The 17184-nt window shown below is 64.0% G+C and carries 15 protein-coding genes; 10 read left to right on the top strand and 5 right to left on the bottom strand.

Annotated elements, in window-relative coordinates:
* Window positions 1-15 precede the first annotated feature (15 nt).
* The 5 genes from AAGD32_06390 (at window position 16) to AAGD32_06410 (ending at window position 3737) form a co-directional block, all read left to right on the top strand.
* Window positions 16-324 carry a hypothetical protein gene (locus AAGD32_06390; GenBank protein ID MEM8873872.1) on the top strand — a complete coding sequence of 103 codons (309 nt, stop codon included), beginning with the start codon at window positions 16-18 and terminating at the stop codon, window positions 322-324.
* A gap of 150 nt (window positions 325-474) precedes the next feature.
* Window positions 475-789, top strand: coding sequence for a hypothetical protein (locus AAGD32_06395; GenBank protein ID MEM8873873.1), 315 nt, complete (start codon window positions 475-477; stop codon window positions 787-789).
* Between the two features lie 183 nt (window positions 790-972).
* A complete protein-coding gene (gene sthA, locus AAGD32_06400; protein ID MEM8873874.1) occupies window positions 973-2469 on the top strand; it encodes a Si-specific NAD(P)(+) transhydrogenase in 1497 nt (498 codons plus the stop codon).
* 33 nt (window positions 2470-2502) lie between these two features.
* Entirely contained in the window at window positions 2503-2946 is a 444-nt protein-coding gene (locus tag AAGD32_06405; protein MEM8873875.1) for an antitoxin Xre/MbcA/ParS toxin-binding domain-containing protein, read from the top strand.
* The gene (locus AAGD32_06410; GenBank protein ID MEM8873876.1) at window positions 2943-3737 is read left to right on the top strand and encodes an RES domain-containing protein; all 795 of its coding nucleotides are present in this window, start codon (window positions 2943-2945) and stop codon (window positions 3735-3737) included. Before AAGD32_06405 ends, AAGD32_06410 begins: the two co-directional genes overlap by 4 nt.
* Window positions 3738-3855: 118 nt before the next feature.
* On the opposite strand, the gene AAGD32_06415 is transcribed toward AAGD32_06410, so the two are convergent.
* Window positions 3856-5130 (bottom strand): PQQ-dependent sugar dehydrogenase, encoded by a 1275-nt coding sequence (locus AAGD32_06415; GenBank protein ID MEM8873877.1) that lies wholly within the window; start codon window positions 5128-5130, stop codon window positions 3856-3858.
* Between the two features lie 336 nt (window positions 5131-5466).
* Between AAGD32_06415 and nadC the strand changes: the two genes are divergently transcribed.
* Window positions 5467-6369 carry a carboxylating nicotinate-nucleotide diphosphorylase gene (nadC, locus tag AAGD32_06420; GenBank protein ID MEM8873878.1) on the top strand — a complete coding sequence of 301 codons (903 nt, stop codon included), beginning with the start codon at window positions 5467-5469 and terminating at the stop codon, window positions 6367-6369.
* Here the strand turns inward: nadC and AAGD32_06425 are convergent.
* Complete coding sequence (locus tag AAGD32_06425) at window positions 6363-9362, bottom strand: serine/threonine-protein kinase (protein ID MEM8873879.1); 3000 nt, start codon at window positions 9360-9362, stop codon at window positions 6363-6365. The two genes, nadC and AAGD32_06425, sit on opposite strands and share 7 nt — an antisense overlap.
* A gap of 104 nt (window positions 9363-9466) precedes the next feature.
* Between AAGD32_06425 and AAGD32_06430 the strand changes: the two genes are divergently transcribed.
* Both AAGD32_06430 and AAGD32_06435 read left to right on the top strand, forming a co-directional pair.
* A complete protein-coding gene (locus tag AAGD32_06430; GenBank protein ID MEM8873880.1) occupies window positions 9467-10951 on the top strand; it encodes an FAD-dependent oxidoreductase in 1485 nt (494 codons plus the stop codon).
* 50 nt (window positions 10952-11001) lie between these two features.
* Entirely contained in the window at window positions 11002-11526 is a 525-nt protein-coding gene (locus tag AAGD32_06435; protein MEM8873881.1) for a c-type cytochrome, read from the top strand.
* On the opposite strand, the gene AAGD32_06440 is transcribed toward AAGD32_06435, so the two are convergent.
* Window positions 11523-12911: a deoxyribodipyrimidine photo-lyase gene (locus AAGD32_06440; GenBank protein MEM8873882.1), complete on the bottom strand. Its 1389-nt coding sequence runs from the start codon at window positions 12909-12911 to the stop codon at window positions 11523-11525. The two genes, AAGD32_06435 and AAGD32_06440, sit on opposite strands and share 4 nt — an antisense overlap.
* Window positions 12912-13046: 135 nt before the next feature.
* Here AAGD32_06440 and AAGD32_06445 point away from each other — a divergent pair, with 135 nt between their 5' ends.
* Entirely contained in the window at window positions 13047-13427 is a 381-nt protein-coding gene (locus AAGD32_06445) for a DUF2809 domain-containing protein (protein MEM8873883.1), read from the top strand.
* A 46-nt stretch (window positions 13428-13473) separates the two neighbouring features.
* Window positions 13474-14577 (top strand): alkene reductase, encoded by a 1104-nt coding sequence (locus AAGD32_06450; GenBank protein ID MEM8873884.1) that lies wholly within the window; start codon window positions 13474-13476, stop codon window positions 14575-14577.
* A 6-nt stretch (window positions 14578-14583) separates the two neighbouring features.
* Here AAGD32_06450 and AAGD32_06455 read toward each other — a convergent pair whose 3' ends face one another.
* Both AAGD32_06455 and glmS read right to left on the bottom strand, forming a co-directional pair.
* Window positions 14584-15267, bottom strand: a complete 684-nt coding sequence (locus AAGD32_06455) for a DUF2461 domain-containing protein (protein ID MEM8873885.1) — start codon at window positions 15265-15267, stop codon at window positions 14584-14586.
* 1 nt (window position 15268) lies between these two features.
* On the bottom strand, window positions 15269-17143 hold the full coding sequence (gene glmS / locus AAGD32_06460; GenBank protein MEM8873886.1) for a glutamine--fructose-6-phosphate transaminase (isomerizing): 1875 nt from the start codon (window positions 17141-17143) through the stop codon (window positions 15269-15271).
* Window positions 17144-17184 lie beyond the last annotated feature (41 nt).

Below are 17184 nucleotides of genomic sequence, written 5' to 3' on the forward strand. Positions count from 1 at the left end.
GCGTATTACAATGCCGTGATTGCCAAAGAACGCCAGTGGGATACCTTGCTCGCGAACGGTTGGAACGGCATGTACATCTTCTTCGAAATCGATCTTGAAGCGATTACCAGAGAGACGAAGGAGCAGGTGGAAGGTCTGGTTGAGCAGGCCATCCAGAAGTTATATGCGGATTTTGCTGACTACTATGTGAGGATTAAGCGGCAGGATTTACAGGAACTCATTGACGACGGGCAACTCCCACCCGATTTTCCGATGCCCGATGTTGAAGATATCTTGGACATCTGGGGCGTAAGGGATTGGTTTAGGTGGGACATTATTGAATGATGTGCGTTTGATAACGCCCGAACCATCATGACTGCGACTCCGATCAACTACCTACCAAAGCCGTCCTTCATCCGCCGGAGATGGTGTTTGGCCGTAGTTGTTGCGGTGGGCTTAGCAGTTGCCTTCCTCTTTCATAGTCTGATACGCCCAATGCTCAATATCCAAGCCGCCCAACAGCAATTCCTTTCGGCCGAAAGTTACATTGAGAAAAAGCAGGCTCTGGAAGGGTTGGTAAATCTCTGCAACGCCGGTGAGATTGATGCCGACGCACTGCATGACCTTTCGAATGCGCCGATTACACGTCGAGGCGACCAAGTGGCTCAGCAGATGCACGACGGCAACCCAAGACTCTATGTGCTGATCGCCCCATCCGGAGCATCGGTGTGGGACAACAACCCGCTCCCTAAGTCCGATCTACGCGTCGCAGGGCCGCAAGTTTGGCCGAAGATCAACGTGAAGAAGTAAATCGCCTCACCGAAGTTGCCTCCGATTGTCTTGTGTCGCTCGTTCCGGGTGTGAACGGGACACTCAAGTCGGCTGTGCTGTTTCGCGGTGGACGCTGGACGCCCACTGCCATAGGTAAGTCGCGCGAGCACAAGCTGCGGGACGAACTGTCCGATGCTTCAGTAGCCTTTCGGAAGGAACCTCATGGCACAAAGCAACTTCGATCTTATCGTCATCGGTAGCGGGCCCGCTGGGCAGAAGGCGGCGCTGCAGGCCTCCAAGCTCGGCAAGCGCGTCGCACTCATCGACAAACGTGCCATGATCGGCGGCGTCTGCATCCACACCGGCACCATCCCGTCCAAGGCCATCCGCGAAGCGGTGCTCCATCTCTCGGGCATTCGTGAGCGCGAGATGTACGGGGCCGACTACGCCGTCAAGCACGAGATCACGATGGCCGATCTGCTGCACCGCGCGCATCACGTCGTGCGGTGTGAGACGCAGGTCATCCACGACCAGATGCGTCGCAACAACATCGAGCTGCTCTTCGGCGAAGCCAGCTTCGTCGACCCGCACACCATCGCGATCCGCCAAGGCGACGACGAAACCATCGTCCGCGGCGACAACATCCTCGTCGCGGTCGGGACCAACCCCGCCCGGCCGTCGGGCGTGCCGTTCACGCCCGGCGTCGTGGTCGACTCCAACGAACTGCTCACCCTCACCAAGCTGCCAAGGGAGCTGATCGTCGTCGGCGGTGGGGTCATCGGCACCGAGTACGCCGCGATGCTCGCGGCGGCGGGAGTGCGGGTCACGCTCATCGAGGGGCGCGGTCGGTTGCTCGAGTTCGTCGACGCTGAGCTTGCCGAGGTACTGCAGTTCCGCCTGCGCGACATGGGTATCCGGCTCAAGCTCAACGAGAAGGTCGACAAGATCGAGGTGCTCGGCAAGAAGGGTCGCCGCAAGTCCGACGGGCCAAACGTGCCGCCGCACGTCAAGGCGACGCTCGCATCGGGCAAGGTGCTGCGGGCGGATTGCCTGCTTTACTGCATCGGCCGGCAGGGCGCGACCGACGTGCTCGATCTCGCCAAGGCCGGGCTCCAAGTCGACAAGCGCGGACGCGTCACGGTCAACGAGTTCTACCAGACCGACGCCGGCCACATCTACGCCGCCGGCGACGTCATCGGCTTCCCCGCACTCGCCGCGACGAGCATGGAGCAGGGCCGACGTGCCGCGTGTCACATGTTCAAGCACCTGCCCGACTCCGGCGACTACGAGGGCCGCAGCGATCTCATGCCCTACGGAATTTACACCATCCCCGAGATCAGCATGGTCGGTAAGTCCGAGCAGCAACTCTCCGAGGAGCAGGTGCCCTACGAAGTCGGCATCGCCCGCTTCCGCGAGATCGCCCGGGCCCAGCTCATGTCCGACACCAACGGCATGCTCAAGCTCCTGTTCCACCCGGACAGTCGTCGATTGCTCGGCATCCACGCCATCGGCACCGGCGCGACCGAGATCGTGCATATCGGCCAGACCGTGATGGCCGCCGGCATGCCGATCGACTACTTCGTGGAGACGGTGTTCAACTACCCGACCCTTGCCGAGTGCTACAAGGTCGCGGCCCTGGACGGCCTCAACCGCGTCCGCCGCTGGGACGCCCCGACAATGTTTGAAGAGCTGACGCCAGCAGAGAAAAAAGCGGCTTGAGTGACTGCCAAGTGGCGTTTAACATGGTGTCAAATGGCGACGGCCAAAACTAAGTCCGCTTCAGGCGCGTCCCACCTAGGCAGCTCGTTGGGGTTGCGCGCGACGACAACTGCTCGACTGATCGAGAAGGTCGAGCAGGGTATCGGGTTCGACAAGGTGCACCGCCTGCGTAAGAAGCTTGATGTCTCGCAGGACGAAATGGCCCGTTTGCTTTCTATCCCGGTGCGAACGTTGGATCGCCGGCAAAAAGCCGGACGCCTCAACGAGCTCGAGTCGGACCGCTTGTTACGTCTGGCGCGCGTGTTCGAGGCAGCGACCGAGCTGTTCGGAGGCGACGAAAAGCTCGCCTCTGCTTGGCTCAAAGAGCCGGCTCGAGCGTTGGGTAATGTGCGACCCCTGGACATGGCCCGGTCGGACGTGGGTGCTCGGGAGGTCGAGCAGCTAATCGGCCGCATTGGCCACGGGGTCTTCACGTGAGTGACGAGCCCCGGCAGGTTTGGCGGATCTGCCGAGAAGTTCACCTGCCAACCGCTTTCACTGGGTTCGGTGCAAGGGAATATGGCGGACGCTGGAACAGTGTCGGAACACCGATGGTCTACTGCGCGGGCTCTTTAGCCTTGGCATTTCTGGAAGTTCTGGTCCATGTGCGCAGCGAGTTCGACCTGACAGACCTGCGTCGTCTCTCGATCGAGCTGCCGGTCGACCTTATTGAGATGCCGGCAGTCTCGGATCTTCCGCCGAACTGGGCCGCCGACGTCCCGGACGCGGCGGCCCAGCGTTTTGGGGATCGCTGGGTCGCAGAGTGCCGATCACTGGCGCTGCGTGTGCCGACTGCCTTGATGGATCACGAGTGGAACTACCTACTCAATCCCGGGCACCCGGCGTGGTCGCAACTCGCGATTGGTCAGCCCGAGACGCATCCGGTGGACCCGCGCTTACGCACTCGCGGCAGTTCCGAACGTCGCCTTTTCCAGGACATGAGGTTGCGCGTCCGAGGCACCGAGCGCCGTATCTTCTCGCGCCGAGCGGTCAGCGGTCGTGTCTCCGGCCGACGCACCAACCCTTCAGATACTGGTGAGATGCCTAATCTCAGCTTTAGCCTCGACGACATCTCCGTCGGTGGCATGCGTGCCCAAAGTCATGAGATGGTCGAGCCCGGCGAGCATGTCGTGGTCTTCTTCCCGCCCCAAGGTAATCAAGTCGGCTGGGACGCCTACGGACGCGTGGTACGCTGCTTGCTAAAGGGCCACGGGTACGAGTTGCTATAGAGTTCGATCCACTGCCAGCGGCGTGACAACTCAGTCGTACCATTGTGCTACAGCAGTCTCAATGCATCACTTTTGAGCACTGCTCGTGGTTTGCCAAAAAGACGGTGAGATTAGCGGATTAGGTGCTGTGAACATTGCATCGGCGGCGAATCAAGCCGAGTGCACCCAGCCCGAACAGGCCGATCGTGGCGGGTTCGGGGATGGCGATGATCTCGAAGACGGTGCCGCCGATGTCGACGATGTAGAGTTCGCCGTTGGCGTCTTCGCCGAAGCTCACGATGCCGCCGGTGATGCCGCCGTTGGGGAAGACCAGGTCGGTGATGTCGGTGAAGGTGGCGTCAGGATTGGCCGGGTCGATCGTGTAGACGGTCGAGTTGACGAAGTCGGCAAAGAAGTACAGCCCGGCGTATTGGCTGGGTAGTTCCGAGCCGCGGTAGACGTAGCCGCCGGTGACCGAGCCGCGGCCGGCCGAGAGCGTGCCGTGGGCGTAGTCGAAGAGCGGATCGACCGCGCCAGAGGGTGCCGGTCCGCCGACGTTGCCGGTCGGGGTCTCGATGTCCCCTTCACGCAAACGCCAGCCAAAGTTCTGTCCGCTGGTGCCGTCGGCGATGAAGCTGATCTCTTCCCGGGCGTTTTGCCCGACGTCGCCGATGTAGAGGTCGCCGGTCAGGCTGTCGAAGCTGCTACGGAACGGATTACGCAGTCCCCATGCGAAAATCTCATCCGCATCGGGCCCGTCGAGCGGCTGGAACGGGTTGCTCTCGGGGATGCTGTACGCACCGTTCACGTCGGTGCCGTCGATGTCGATGCGGAGGATGTTGCCCAGCAGGTTGGTGGTGTTCTGGGCGTTGTTCTGTGGGTCGTTGGAGCTGCCGCCGTCGCCGGTGGCGATGTAGAGGTTTGACCCGTCGTTGGGGCTGAAGCCGATCCAGCCGCCGTTGTGGTTGTTGAACGGCTGCTCGAACTGCAGCACCGTCTCGCGCCCGACGATGGTCGGGGTGTTCGAAAGTGGATTGTCGACCGTGACCTGCTCAATGACGGTGTCGAAGGGCGTGCCGCCGGGGCCGTTGGAGGCCGTGTAGTTGATGAAGTACTGCCCGAAGCCGGGGCTGGACGCATCGAGGAAACCGGGGTGGAAGGCAAGGCCGAGTACGCCACCTTCGCCGCCAGTGTTGAGCGTCTGACCGGTGCCGCTGGCGAATGCGGAGCCTTGCAGCGTACCGTTGTCGATCACACGGATCGCGCCGCCGCGTTCGAGGACGAACAGGCGATCATCCCCGGCGGGGGAGCCGGCAAAGATGGGAGCGTTCAGGCCGCTGGCGGTGACTTCGGTACCGATCTGTTGGGCACTAACAAAAGCCGACGACGCGACGACAGCGCAGGCGGCGGACACGACATATTTCATGGTGACTCCGAGGATGCCCCTCCGAGGGTATCCGCCAGCCAGAATCCGACATGCAGCCGATCACGCGGTCAGCAACAGCAACAGGCTAGCCGTGAGGGCCGCTCCCATTGCGAGAACGCCGAGCCAGGCCGCCTTACGGTGCGTTTTTGTAAGCGTATCGGGGTGCATTTCACTCATCCTCGAATCTCCTAGGCCTAAAGGTACACGGTCGCGTATGTCATGCAAGGGCAAAACCGCCCGATCCGGGCGGTTTCACACGGCGCTAGCATCCGGGCAATGGCCCACACCGAACCCTCCCGCCCGGGCGTCACCGAGCCGCACCGGATGCCCGTGCAACTGCCGCCGCTGCAACGGTTTGAGGCCGTCATGCGGATGACGCTGGACGAGGACCTTGCCGATGGCGGCGATGTCACGAGTCGTCTGACGATCGCCGAGGACGCGGTCGGCACCGGGGCGTTCGTGCAAAAAGCGGCCGGGGTGGTGTGCGGCCTGCCGCTGGTCGGCCACGTCGCCCGGATGTTCGACGAGCGGCTCGTCGTCGAGACGCTGCCGGGGTTTCACATGAACAACGTCGAAGGGAGCTACGCCACGAGCCGGACCGAGCCGGTGCTGCGGATGCGCGGGCCGCTGAGGTCACTGCTGGCCGCCGAGCGGACCTGTCTGAACTTGCTCACGCACCTCTCGGGCATCGCCACGCTCACCCGGCAGTTCGTCACCGCCGTCGAGGGCACCGGTGCAAAGATCTACGACACCCGCAAAACCACGCCGGGTCTGCGTGACTTGGAGAAGTACGCCGTCCGCGTCGGCTGGGGCGAGAACCACCGCATGGGTCTGTACGACATGGTGCTGGTGAAGGACAACCACATCGCGGGGCTGGCGATGCCCTTGGGTCAGGCGGTCGCCGAGGTGGTGAGACGGAGCCGGGCCGAGGATGCCGATCGACCGATCGAGATCGAGGTCGACACGCTCGAACAGTTCGAAGTCGTGCTGGGCGTGCCGGGGGTGGACGTGATCCTTTTGGACAATATGGACTGCCCGACGATGGCCAAGGCGGTCGCGCTGCGGGACGCGGCGGGGCACGGAGCGGTGCTCGAAGCCAGCGGCGGCGTCAACCTCGACACCGTCCGCGCCATTGCCGAGACCGGCGTCGAACGCATCGCGATCGGTGCGTTGACCCACAGTGCGCCGGCCCTGGATATCGGGCTCGACGTCGTCGCGGATCAGTAACCCTCGTCGGTGCGGAAGAACGTGAGCGCGAACAGGTAGATTCCGCCACCGATCGCGGCGGCGATCCACCACGTGATCATGATTTGCGTGCCCGGGATCGTGACGCCCATGAGGCCGATCGTCGCGACGACCGAGCCGTAGGTCAGGACGCTGAAGAGTCGCGGGGCAAAGACGATGCTGGAGATCAGGATCATCGCCGCGATGGCGACGTGGAAGCCGCTGAGCTTCGCGCCGAGGGTTGGATGAAGATACCGGGTGAGTGCGTTGTTCCGGTCGGCGATGTTCTCGGTCATGCCGGTCGCCCGGAGGTCGACGCCCGCGTCGATTTCGTCTTCGCCGCGGACACGGCGGGAGCCGCCGGCGGTGGTGGACCCGTCCTCGGCGACCTGCGACACGTCGGCCAGGTTGTCGTTGAGGTTGAGCCCGGTATCGAACTTCGCCGACCACGAGCCGGTGTTGAGCCACAACGCGAACACGCCCATCAGCACGAAACCCAGCAACAGTCGCAACTGCGGTCCGAGCACGATGTCGACCGGTGAGCCGAACCGCCGGCGGAACCAGCTTTCGTGGACGCGATTGGTCTTGCCGTCGTCGTAGACGATCTTGCGTTTCTCGATGGCGTCGGAACCGGTGCCGGTCGCTTGCGGTTCGTCGGGCTGCTCCTCCTCGACCGGTTCTTCCTCGCGCGGGGCGGGGATGGTCGGTTTGGCTTTCTCCTCGGCTTCCTGGCGGAAGTTCTCGGCCAGGTCGGCGAACCGCAGCGCGTTGGCCCGCGCTTGCTTCTCGGCAACCGCTTCGCCGATGCCCTTGCTCCGCAGGCGTTGCTTCTCGACGGCGATGAGCATCTTCTCGTCGCGGCGTTTGCGTTTGTACTCGAGCCGACGGTCGATCCAGTTGAGCAGCGGCTCGCGCCAGGTGCCGTGGCGGGGGCGTTCCTTGCCGCCGTCCCGTCCGAAGACGGGGCGGGCTTCTATCTTCTCGTCGTAGCCGAAGATTTCCTCGTAAAGCTCTTCCCAGTGGTCGCCGGACTTGGTCGCGACGAAGTGCTGGAGGGCGTTCTCGTCGTAGCCTTCCTTTCTCAAGCGACGCAACAGGAGCTTGACCGAGTTGAGCGGTGCTTCGCGTTGCTTGATCAGCGGCACGTCGATCGCGTGATGGAAACCGATCGCGAGCCCGACGCCCAGGACGGCCGCCCCGAGCCACCACCAGTGCAGGTTCAGGGAGACCAGCACGACGATCATCAGCACGCCCCCCGCGAGTAAACCGAGAGCGTCGACGAGCCCGCCGTCGGTGAGGAGTTGGCGGAGCCGGGACCAGACATGCGTGCGCTGCTTGATCCCGCCGTAGATCAGGTAGGCGAGCGTGGTGGTGACCGCAAGCCCGGCACAGGCACCGGCGAGGCCGACCTTGTTGACGGTGCTCTCGACGAACACCGCGAACAGGATCGCGCCGATGACGCACAGCACATAGAAGCCGGCAATGCTCCAGGTGCGGACCGACTTCATGGATGCCGAGACGTAACGCCCGGCGGCGGCGGCCATGGTCTTCTCCGCGTCGCCGGTGGGCGTGACGCCCACGCCCTCGAACTCTTCGAGCCATTCTTCGAGAACGCGAATCGTTTCGCGCATCGTTTGCGGGCGGTCGGCCGGGTCCTTGGCCATCATCTGCAGCACGATCTGCCCCAGCGAGCCGGGCACGGCGTCGGCGACCTTGTCCGGCGGGACCGGGTCGCGGACCGTGTGCATCTCCATGACCTCTTCCGCATCGCTGCCTTCGAAGGGCGGCCGACCGGTGAGCAGGTGGTACAGCGAACAGCCCAGCGCGTAGATGTCGGCACGTTGGTCCACGTTGGCGGCGTCCAGCGCCTGCTCGGGGGCCATGTACGCCGGCGTCCCCATGGCGACCGACATCTGTGTCGCGCTGGCTGCGGACGCGCTGTCGAGCTTGGTGGTGTGGGCTTCACGGCGGTTGCGGATCATCGTCCGCGTGGATTCGCTGGACCCGCCGAGTCGGCCCGGTTCCACCTCACCGACACGTTTGGCCAGACCCAGGTCCGCGACCTTGACGATGCCCTCGTCGTTGAGCAGCAGGTTCTCCGGCTTCACATCGCGATGGACGAGCCCCATCTCGTGGGCATATCGCAGCCCTCGCGCCGCTTGCAGGATGAGACCGACCGCCTCGCCGGGCGCGAGTTGGCCCATGTCCCGCGACGTCTTGCCCAGGTTGGTGCCCGGTACGAACTCCATCGAGAAGTAGTGGTGCGGCTTCTCCGCGCCGATGTCGTAGACCTGCACGACGTTGTGGTGCGAAAGCTGGGCGGCGGCATAGGCCTCGCGGGTGAAGCGGGCGACGAATTCTTCGTCGCCGGCCAGGTCCGATGCGAGCATCTTCAGAGCCACGTCGCGGTCGAGTGAAATCTGGCGGGCGAGATAAACGCTGCCCATGCCGCCTTGGCCGATCTTCTTTTGCAGTTCGTAATTGCCGAGTCGTTTGGGCACGCCGGGATCGCGGGGGACGTTGGTGACGCGCAAGGCGTCGGGGTCGTTGGCGGGGGCGACCGGTTTCTCCACGCCGGTCAACCGCAGCGCGTTCGGATCGTTGGCCGGCGGAGCGTCGGCGACCTGGCTCGGCGGCATCGTGCCGTCGGCCGCAGCTGACGAAGGGGCGGGTGCGACCGTCGCGTCGGCCTCGACGGCACGTCGGGTCGGGGCCACGGTCGCGCCGGAATCGGCCGCAGCCTCGGCGGTGCGCGGTTGTCTCGCGGTCGGCTTGTCGGTGCGCAGACTCGGGTTGCCGGTGGGCTTGCGGCGCCTGGGCGGCTTGCGGATCGCGGTCACTTCCATGCCCAAGGCTGCCGCGAGATCGTCGTCACCGTCGTCGATACCGACGGCGGTTTTGATCCGGCCCGACTGGCTGATGGACAAGTCGAACTTCCGGTTGCAGCCGGCGCAGCGTGGGCGGAACTTGCCGGCGCGGACCGATTGGAGCTTCATCACGTGCCCGCAGTGTGGGCATTGGATCGAGGTGGCAGCCACGTCCCAGTATTCTGCAACGGACCACCTGTCGCGGCAAATCATTGCGGTGATACGCTGCGGTCGTGAGCGAGATTCGAACGGACGTGTTAATCGTCGGCGGCGGGACCGGTGGGGTCGCTGCGGCGCTGGCGGCGTGTGATCTAGACAAGCGCGTGGTCATGACCGAGCCGACGCCTTGGCTCGGCGGGCAACTCACCAGCCAAGCCGTCCCGCCGGACGAGCACCGCTGGATCGAGCAGTTCGGCTGTACCGCGAGCTACCGACGCTTCCGCGAAGGCGTGCGGCAGTACTACCGCGATCATTACCCGTTGACCGACGCCGCCCGGCGTGATCCGCACCTCAATCCCGGCGGCGGCGATGTGAGCCGACTGTGCTTCGAGCCACGCGTGGGCGTGGCGGTGATCGACGCGATGTTGGCGGCGCATCGGGCCAGCGGCCGGCTCATGGTGCTGCACGGGATCGAGCCGGTCGATGTCGACACGGTCAAGGGCAAGGTGCGACACGTCGGTTTCTCCGACGGCTCGCACGTCTCGGCCGACATGTTGCTCGATGCGACGGAACTCGGCGACCTACTGCCGTTGGCGAAAGCGGCGTACACGATCGGCAGCGAAGCGCAGTCCGAGTTCGGCGAACCGGACGCGCCGAGTGTCGGCGACGTTGAAGATGTGCAGAGCTTCACATGGGTCGCGGCGATCGACCACGACCCGGACCACCCGCGGCCGATCAAGAAGCCGGCGAGTTACGACCGATGGCTCGCCGAACCGCAGCCTGACGTGCCCGACGGGAGGCTGATTGATTGGCAGTACACCCGACCGACCGACGCGTTCAGCGGTCGCGGTTCCTTGTTCGAGGAAGAGGGTGCGTACTCGTTGTTCCGCTACCGGCAAGTCGTTGATGATTTGCAGTGGCAGATCGGCGTGACGGACGTGTCCTTGTTGAACTGGCCGCAGAACGATTACGCCGGTGGTCGAGTGGTCGATGTCCCGGCCGAGCTCGCGAAGCAGCGGCTGGCCGAGGCGAAAGAGTTGACCCGCTGTGTCGTTTACTGGCTGCAACAACAGGAGCCCGGCATCCGTCTGCGGCCGGACATGCTCGGTACGAACGACGGCTTCGCGCTCGCCCCGTATCACCGCGAGGGGCGTCGCATCCGCGCCCGGTTCACGATCACCCAGCAGCACGTTGCCGCCAAATGTCGCCCCGACGGCAAGGCGGAGGTCTTCGCGGACAGCGTCGGCGTCGGGGCGTACCGCATGGACTTGCATCCCTCGGCGTCGGGTCGATCGAGCATGTACGCGGAGGTCTGTCCGTTCCAGATTCCGATGCACGCGCTGCTCCCCGCCGACGGGCCAAGCAACCTGATCGCCGCCGCGAAGAACATCGGCACGACGCACTTGACCAACGGCTGTTATCGCCTGCACCCGATCGAGTGGAACATCGGTGAGGCGGCGGGCGTGATGGCGGCGGTGGGAACGGATGTCGCGACGGTGCAGGACGTGCTGCGCAAACGCGGCGTTGAGCTCGCCTGGCCGACGATTGGCATCTTCTGATCGGGCGGTTTGTCGCAGGGAGCGCTGCGACATCTGTTCAACAATGCGACATGGCCGCCGCGAACAAATCCCTGCTGGCCGCGACGCTGGTGATCGCGGGCATTCTTGTGCTGGGCATCGGGTATCTGCTGCTCTTGGCGCTGAACGCGCCGGGGCCGTTGGATGAGTTTCGCCTGCCGGACGGCTCGATCGACCAGATGGCGTTGGGGAAGAACGTGTACATGAAAAACTGTCTGGCCTGTCACATGGCCGAAGGACAGGGTGGTCCGAACAACGTCCCGCCGCTGGTCGGTAGCGAGTGGCTCATCGAGGATAAGGAGACGCCGATCCGTATCATGCTCGGCGGACTGGTCGGGCCGATCACCGTGAAGGGGCAGCTCTACGAGGGCGGGATCATGGCGCGGTGGAGCCACCTCGGCGACGAACGGATCGCGGCGGTGTTGACGTACACCCGGAAGAGCTGGGGCAACGATGCCGAGCCGATCGGTGCCGAGGAGGTCGCGGCACTACGCGGCTCGATCCCGCCGCGACCGTGGACGGCCGAGCGATTGATCGAGGCGCGGCGAAACGACTAGTCGCTCTCTTCCTCGGCAAGCCGGTCGACCATGGCGACGTAAGCCTCCATATCGAACTTGCGCTTAAGGCCGTTGGCGTTCATGTAGCGGGTCTTGCCGAAGATCTCGCGTTCGGTCCATGGGCGGTCGTGCAGGCCGAAGATCCAAGCGACGTTGCCGTAGCTGTTGGGGTCGCGGCCGTCGAGGAAGTACTTGTTGTTCAGGTACAGCGTCGTCTCATAGGCGTACTGCGGCGTGTTGGTCCACTCCAGGATCTTCTTGCCCCAGTACATCCGCATGTAGTTGGCCATGAAGCCTGTCTCGCGCATCTCCTTCATTGCGGCGTTCCACCACTCGTCATGGGTCTCGCCGTTCTCTAGCTGGTCGCGGGTGTAGACGTTCTCTCGCTCGTCGTCCTTGTGCTCGTCGAGCGTTTTCTTGGCCCAGTCGGGCAAACACTCGAACGAGTCGTAGTCGCCGCAGTACCAGACGAAGTTCTTGGAAAGCTCTCGGCGAACGATCAATTCCTCCAGGTAGGCGTCGCGGTCGTCGGGCTTGCCGTAGCGGCTGTGCTTCACCTCGTACGCAAGCTGCACCGGCGAGATGTGCCCGAAGTGCAGGTACGGGCTCATCGTCGAATGGTGCTGCTTACTCGGCTCGTTGCGCCCGTCGTCGTAGTCCTTCAGGTGCGTCTCGACGAAGTTGCCGAACAGCTTCTGGGCCGCGTTTTCTCCACCCTCGAAACGCTTGACCGGTGTCACGTTCCGGTTGATGTCGAGGGGCTCGAGCGCCTGGTCGACGTCGCTCACGTCGATGTCGCCCGTGACCGCGTAGCTGATTGACGACGTGTCCACTTTTGTCGGCTCGAGCTCGACGATGTAGTCGCCCCACTTCTTGTGAATCTTCGTGCGGATGGTGCGGGCGGCGTACTCCTGCTTGTCGCTGGTCGTCTCGACCGGCACGACGATCTCGCTCTCGACTTGCACATACTTCACCTGCGCCTTATCCGCGACGTGGTCGTACCAGGTGCGGACCGGGCGGACGTACCCCATGTCGCCGACGAGCAACGCCGCGTCCTCGGCGTAGTGCAGCGCGACCGTCGGCGGTTGGCCGTGCTTGCAAACGAACTTGATGTCGCGCTCCTTGAGGTTCGCCTCGACGTCACGCAAGCCTTCGAGCAGAAAGCGATAGTGCCGAAGGTTCGCCTCCGGGTACCCGTCCATCAGCCCGAAGCACACGACCACACCGACGCCGATCTCATTGGCCTGTCGAATCGCATACTCCAACGCATGGTTGTACCGCGTCCGCATCGACGCATGCATCCAGTAGAGGACGTACTTCCCGTCGGCGTTGATATCCTTGTCGTTGAGCGTGCGAATGCGTGTGTTATGAATCTCGTTTGGCACGGCGAGCGAGTCTATCGGTCGACCGGTTGGTCGTGAGCGCTGCAATCGTGCGACTCGTTCAATGATTGTAAATGGCGCTGCGGGATGAATAGGCCGACTACCGAATTTGCAATCGCGAAGCGACTGACGTTTCTCATGCTGGCTGCAGTGTCCGGCGGAGTCGGGGCGTTGGTCCGGCATATGCCGATGCCGGTCGCGGAGTGGTGGATTCAGAATTGGGGCACGAGCATTTTGTATGAGTGGATGTGGATGGCTCTCGTACTCGCGCTGGTGCCGCGACGCTCGACGATCATCCCGGTTGCGGTCGGCGTGGCCACGATGACGGTCGTGCTGGAGTTCGGCCAACTCTGGCAACCAGGCTGGCTGCAGGCGATCCGCGCAACCTGGGTCGGGCGGATGATGCTCGGCACGACCTTCAGCTGGTGGGACGTACCGTCGTATCCGATCGGCTGCGCACTTGGGACGGTTCTGCTCCGTCTGGTTTGGGGTGAGCAGGGGAACCTCACGAAAGGGTAGAGATTCGACGTTGGTCGAAAGCCGGCAGGCATGTAGCTTTCGCCGCATGAGCCACGATCCGCTGTTCAAGCCTCACGACCTCGGCCCGATGACGTTGAAGAATCGCGTGCTGATGAGTCCGATGACGCGTTGCCGGGCGAAGCTACCCGGCGAGGTGCCGCATGAATTGAACGCCGAGTACTACCGCCAGCGATCCGGGGCGGGGCTGATCTTCACCGAAGCGACGCACGTCGCCCCCGGCGGTCTCGGTTACGTCGCGATGCCGGGCATTTACTCCGAGCAGCAACAGGCCGGTTGGAAGCTCGTGACCGATGCGGTGCATGAAGCCGACGGGCTGATCTTCGCGCAGTTGTACCACGCCGGCCGGGTGACGCATTCGGACATGCTGCCCGACGGTCTGGGTCCGGTCGCACCCTCGGCCGTTGCCCTCAAAGACACCCAGGCCCACACGCCCAACGGCAAGCAGGCCATACCCACGCCGCACGTGCTGACCGAGTCGGAGATCGCGGCGATCGTGTCCGAGTTTCGCGGGGCGGCCACCGTCGCCAAGGCTGCGGGGTTCGATGGCGTGCAACTCCACGCGGCCAACGGCTACCTGCCCGACTCCTTTCTGCGTGACGGCACCAACCACCGTACCGACGACTTCGGCGGCTCTATCGACAACCGGCTCCGGTTCCCGCTCCAAATCCTCCATGCCCTGCTCGAAGTCTTCGCTCCCGAACGCATCGGCATTCGCGTCTCGCCCACCGGGGCGTTCAACGAGATGTCCGACTCCGACCCGCTCGACCACTACACGCGTATCTTCGGAGCCATCAACGAGACCGGCGTGGGTCACCTCGAAGTTGTCGGCCAGCTCTTCGACCAGCCTGAGGCGCACCCGGACCAGGATGCGATCAATGCCGCCGCACGTGAGAAGTTCGGGCGGACGTTGATCTTCAACGGCGATTACGATGCCGAGTCGGCACGCTCGGTGATCGGTGATGGCAAGTGCGATCTGGTGACCTTCGGCCGACCGTTCCTCGGCAACCCCGATCTGCCGCGACGCTTCGCGGAGAACGCGCCGCTCAACGATCCGCCCGCCCCGTCACTGTTCTACGACCCGTCCGCCGGAGCTAAGGGCTACACCGATCAGCCGACGATGAGTGCGTGATGCCCGTCAGAACGGAAGCTTGAGCGCGTCGCAGATGAACCGCAGCAGCGGGGCGGCGGCGCGGTAGTGGGCGAGGACGGTCCGGGTGAACGCCGGGTCGCAGACGTCGGCGTCGGTGAACTCAACGGACGCGGCGGCGAAGCGCTTGCGTTTGAGTTCTTCGATGGCCGGGTGGTCGGGGTCGAATCCCTTGGGCGGGCGTTTGAGCGAGCCGTCGACGAGGGTCAGGCGCTCGCGAAACGCCTTGCCAGACGTGGCTTTCCGCCACGCGGCCGGGTCGTCGGCGATGGCGGCGCGGATGCGCTTGAGCTGGGCCGAGTCAGGCCCATACAGCCCGGCCGCGACGAAGCTCTTGCCACCGGGCATCACCTGCAGGTACATGCACGGCGCGTCCATTTTCCCCTCGACGCCGAGGTGGGCGAACACTGCCGCAAGGTTCGTCTTGTACGGCGACTTGTCCTTCGAGAAGCGCACGTCGCGGTGGATGCGCAGCATCGACCCGCCCGACTTCGCCTCGTCGACGAACATCATGTCGCTGATCTTCTCGATGCCGGGTTTGAGGTCCGCGATTAGCGCGAGGAAGTCGGACCGCGCCGCTTCCCAATCACTGGCGTGAGACTTGAACCACGCACGATCGTTGTTCCGCTTGAGCTTGCGCAGGAACGTGAGCGTCTTCGGGTCGATCGGCATGTCACTCCACCGTCACGCTCTTCGCGAGGTTGCGCGGCTTGTCGACGTTGCACCCACGCAGAACCGCCGCGTGATACGCCAGCAACTGCAATGGCACGACGCTCAACAACGGCTGCAGCGGCTCGGCGGTGTGCGGGATGAAGATGACGTGGTCGGAGTAGTCCTTGATCTGTTCGTCGCCCTCGGTGGCGACGGCGATGATCCGCCCGCCGCGTGCCTTGACCTCTTCGATGTTGCTGATGACCTTCTCGTATTGGCTGCCCCGGTTGGCGATGAAGACAACGGGCATGCCGTCGTTGATCAGCGCGATCGGTCCGTGCTTCATCTCGGCAGCGGGCATGCCCTCGGCGTGGATGTAGCTGATTTCCTTGAGTTTGAGCGCGCCTTCGAGGGCGACGGGGTAGTGATAGCCGCGGCCGAGGAAAAGCCAGTTGTCACGCTCGACGAACTGCTCGGTGATCTGGCGGACGTGGTCGGACTGCTGCAGCACCGACTCCATCTGCTCCGGGATGCGGCAGAGCCCGGCGATGAGCTGTTCGCACTGCTGCTGGCTCATGTTGCGGCGACGGCCGAGGTAGATGCTGAGCATCGTGAGCACGACGCACTGACAGGTGAACGCCTTGGTCGAGGCGACGCCGATCTCCGGGCCGGCGTGGAGGTAGACGCCGCAGTCGGTCTCGCGGGCGATCGTGCTGCCGACCGCGTTGACGATGCCCATCGCGTGAGCGCCTTTGGTCTGCGCTTCGCGTAGTGCTGCCAACGTGTCGGCGGTTTCGCCGGACTGGCTGATCGCGAGGCAGACGCTTCCTTCTTCGACGATCGGGTTTCGATAGCGGAACTCGCTGGCGAAGGTGCATTCGGCGGGGATCTTGGCGAGGTCTTCCAGCAGGTAATCGCCGACGAGCCCGGCGTGGAACGCGGTGCCCTGGCCGGTGAGGATGATGCGGCGGGCGGTGGTCAGCTCGCGCGACATGCCCGACACGCCGCCGAGGACGATGCGACCCTCCCGCGGATCGGCCCGGCCGCGCAGGCAGTTGCTCACCGCCAGCGGCTGCTCGAAAATCTCCTTCTCCATGAAATGCGAAAACCCGCCTAGCTCGTACTCCTCGAGCGTGTTCTCCAGCTCGCTCATCACCGGCGAGGTTACTTCATCGTCGAGCGTGGTGGTGCGCAGCCCGTCTGGCCGCAGAACAGCCATCTCGTTGTCATTGAGGTAGATGACCGAGGACGTGTGCTCGACGATGGCGCTGGCGTCGGACGCGCAGATGTACTCGTCGTCGCCGATGCCGATGATCATCGGCGAGCCCTTGCGTGCCACGACCAGCGTGTCGGGTTCCTCGGCGCAGAGGACCGCGATGCCATAGGTGCCGGTCACTTCACGCAGTGCGATCCGCACGGCCTTCTGCAGTAGCGAATCACTCGGCCCGCCGTCCTCACCGCGCTCGACGAGTTCGAGGTACACGTCCCGGATCAGCACCGCGAGAACTTCCGAGTCGGTCTCGCTGGAGAAGGTGTGGCCCTTGCCGATGAGATACTTCTTCAGGGCCGAGTAGTTCTCGATGATGCCGTTGTGGACCAGCGTGAGCCCGGCGTCGTCGGAGGGGTGGGGGTGGGCATTTTCATGGGTGACGCCGCCGTGGGTGGCCCAGCGGGTGTGGGCGATGCCGATGGTCGAGTGCGGCAACGGCTCGCCCTTGCGGACCGAATCCTCGAGAACGCTGATTCGACCGACGGCTTTACGCAGGTGCAGCTTGCCCTCGGCATCGAGCACGGCCACGCCGGCCGAGTCGTAGCCGCGGTACTCCAGACGTTTGAGGCCTTCGATCAAAACGGGCTGAGCGATCTTGCGTCCGACGTAAGCGATGATGCCGCACATGGGCGATGTCCTCGGTGTTGGGGCGGGAAGAAGAAAAGAAG

The organism is Planctomycetota bacterium, assembly GCA_039182125.1.
GTDB lineage: Bacteria > Planctomycetota > Phycisphaerae > Tepidisphaerales > Tepidisphaeraceae > JBCDCH01.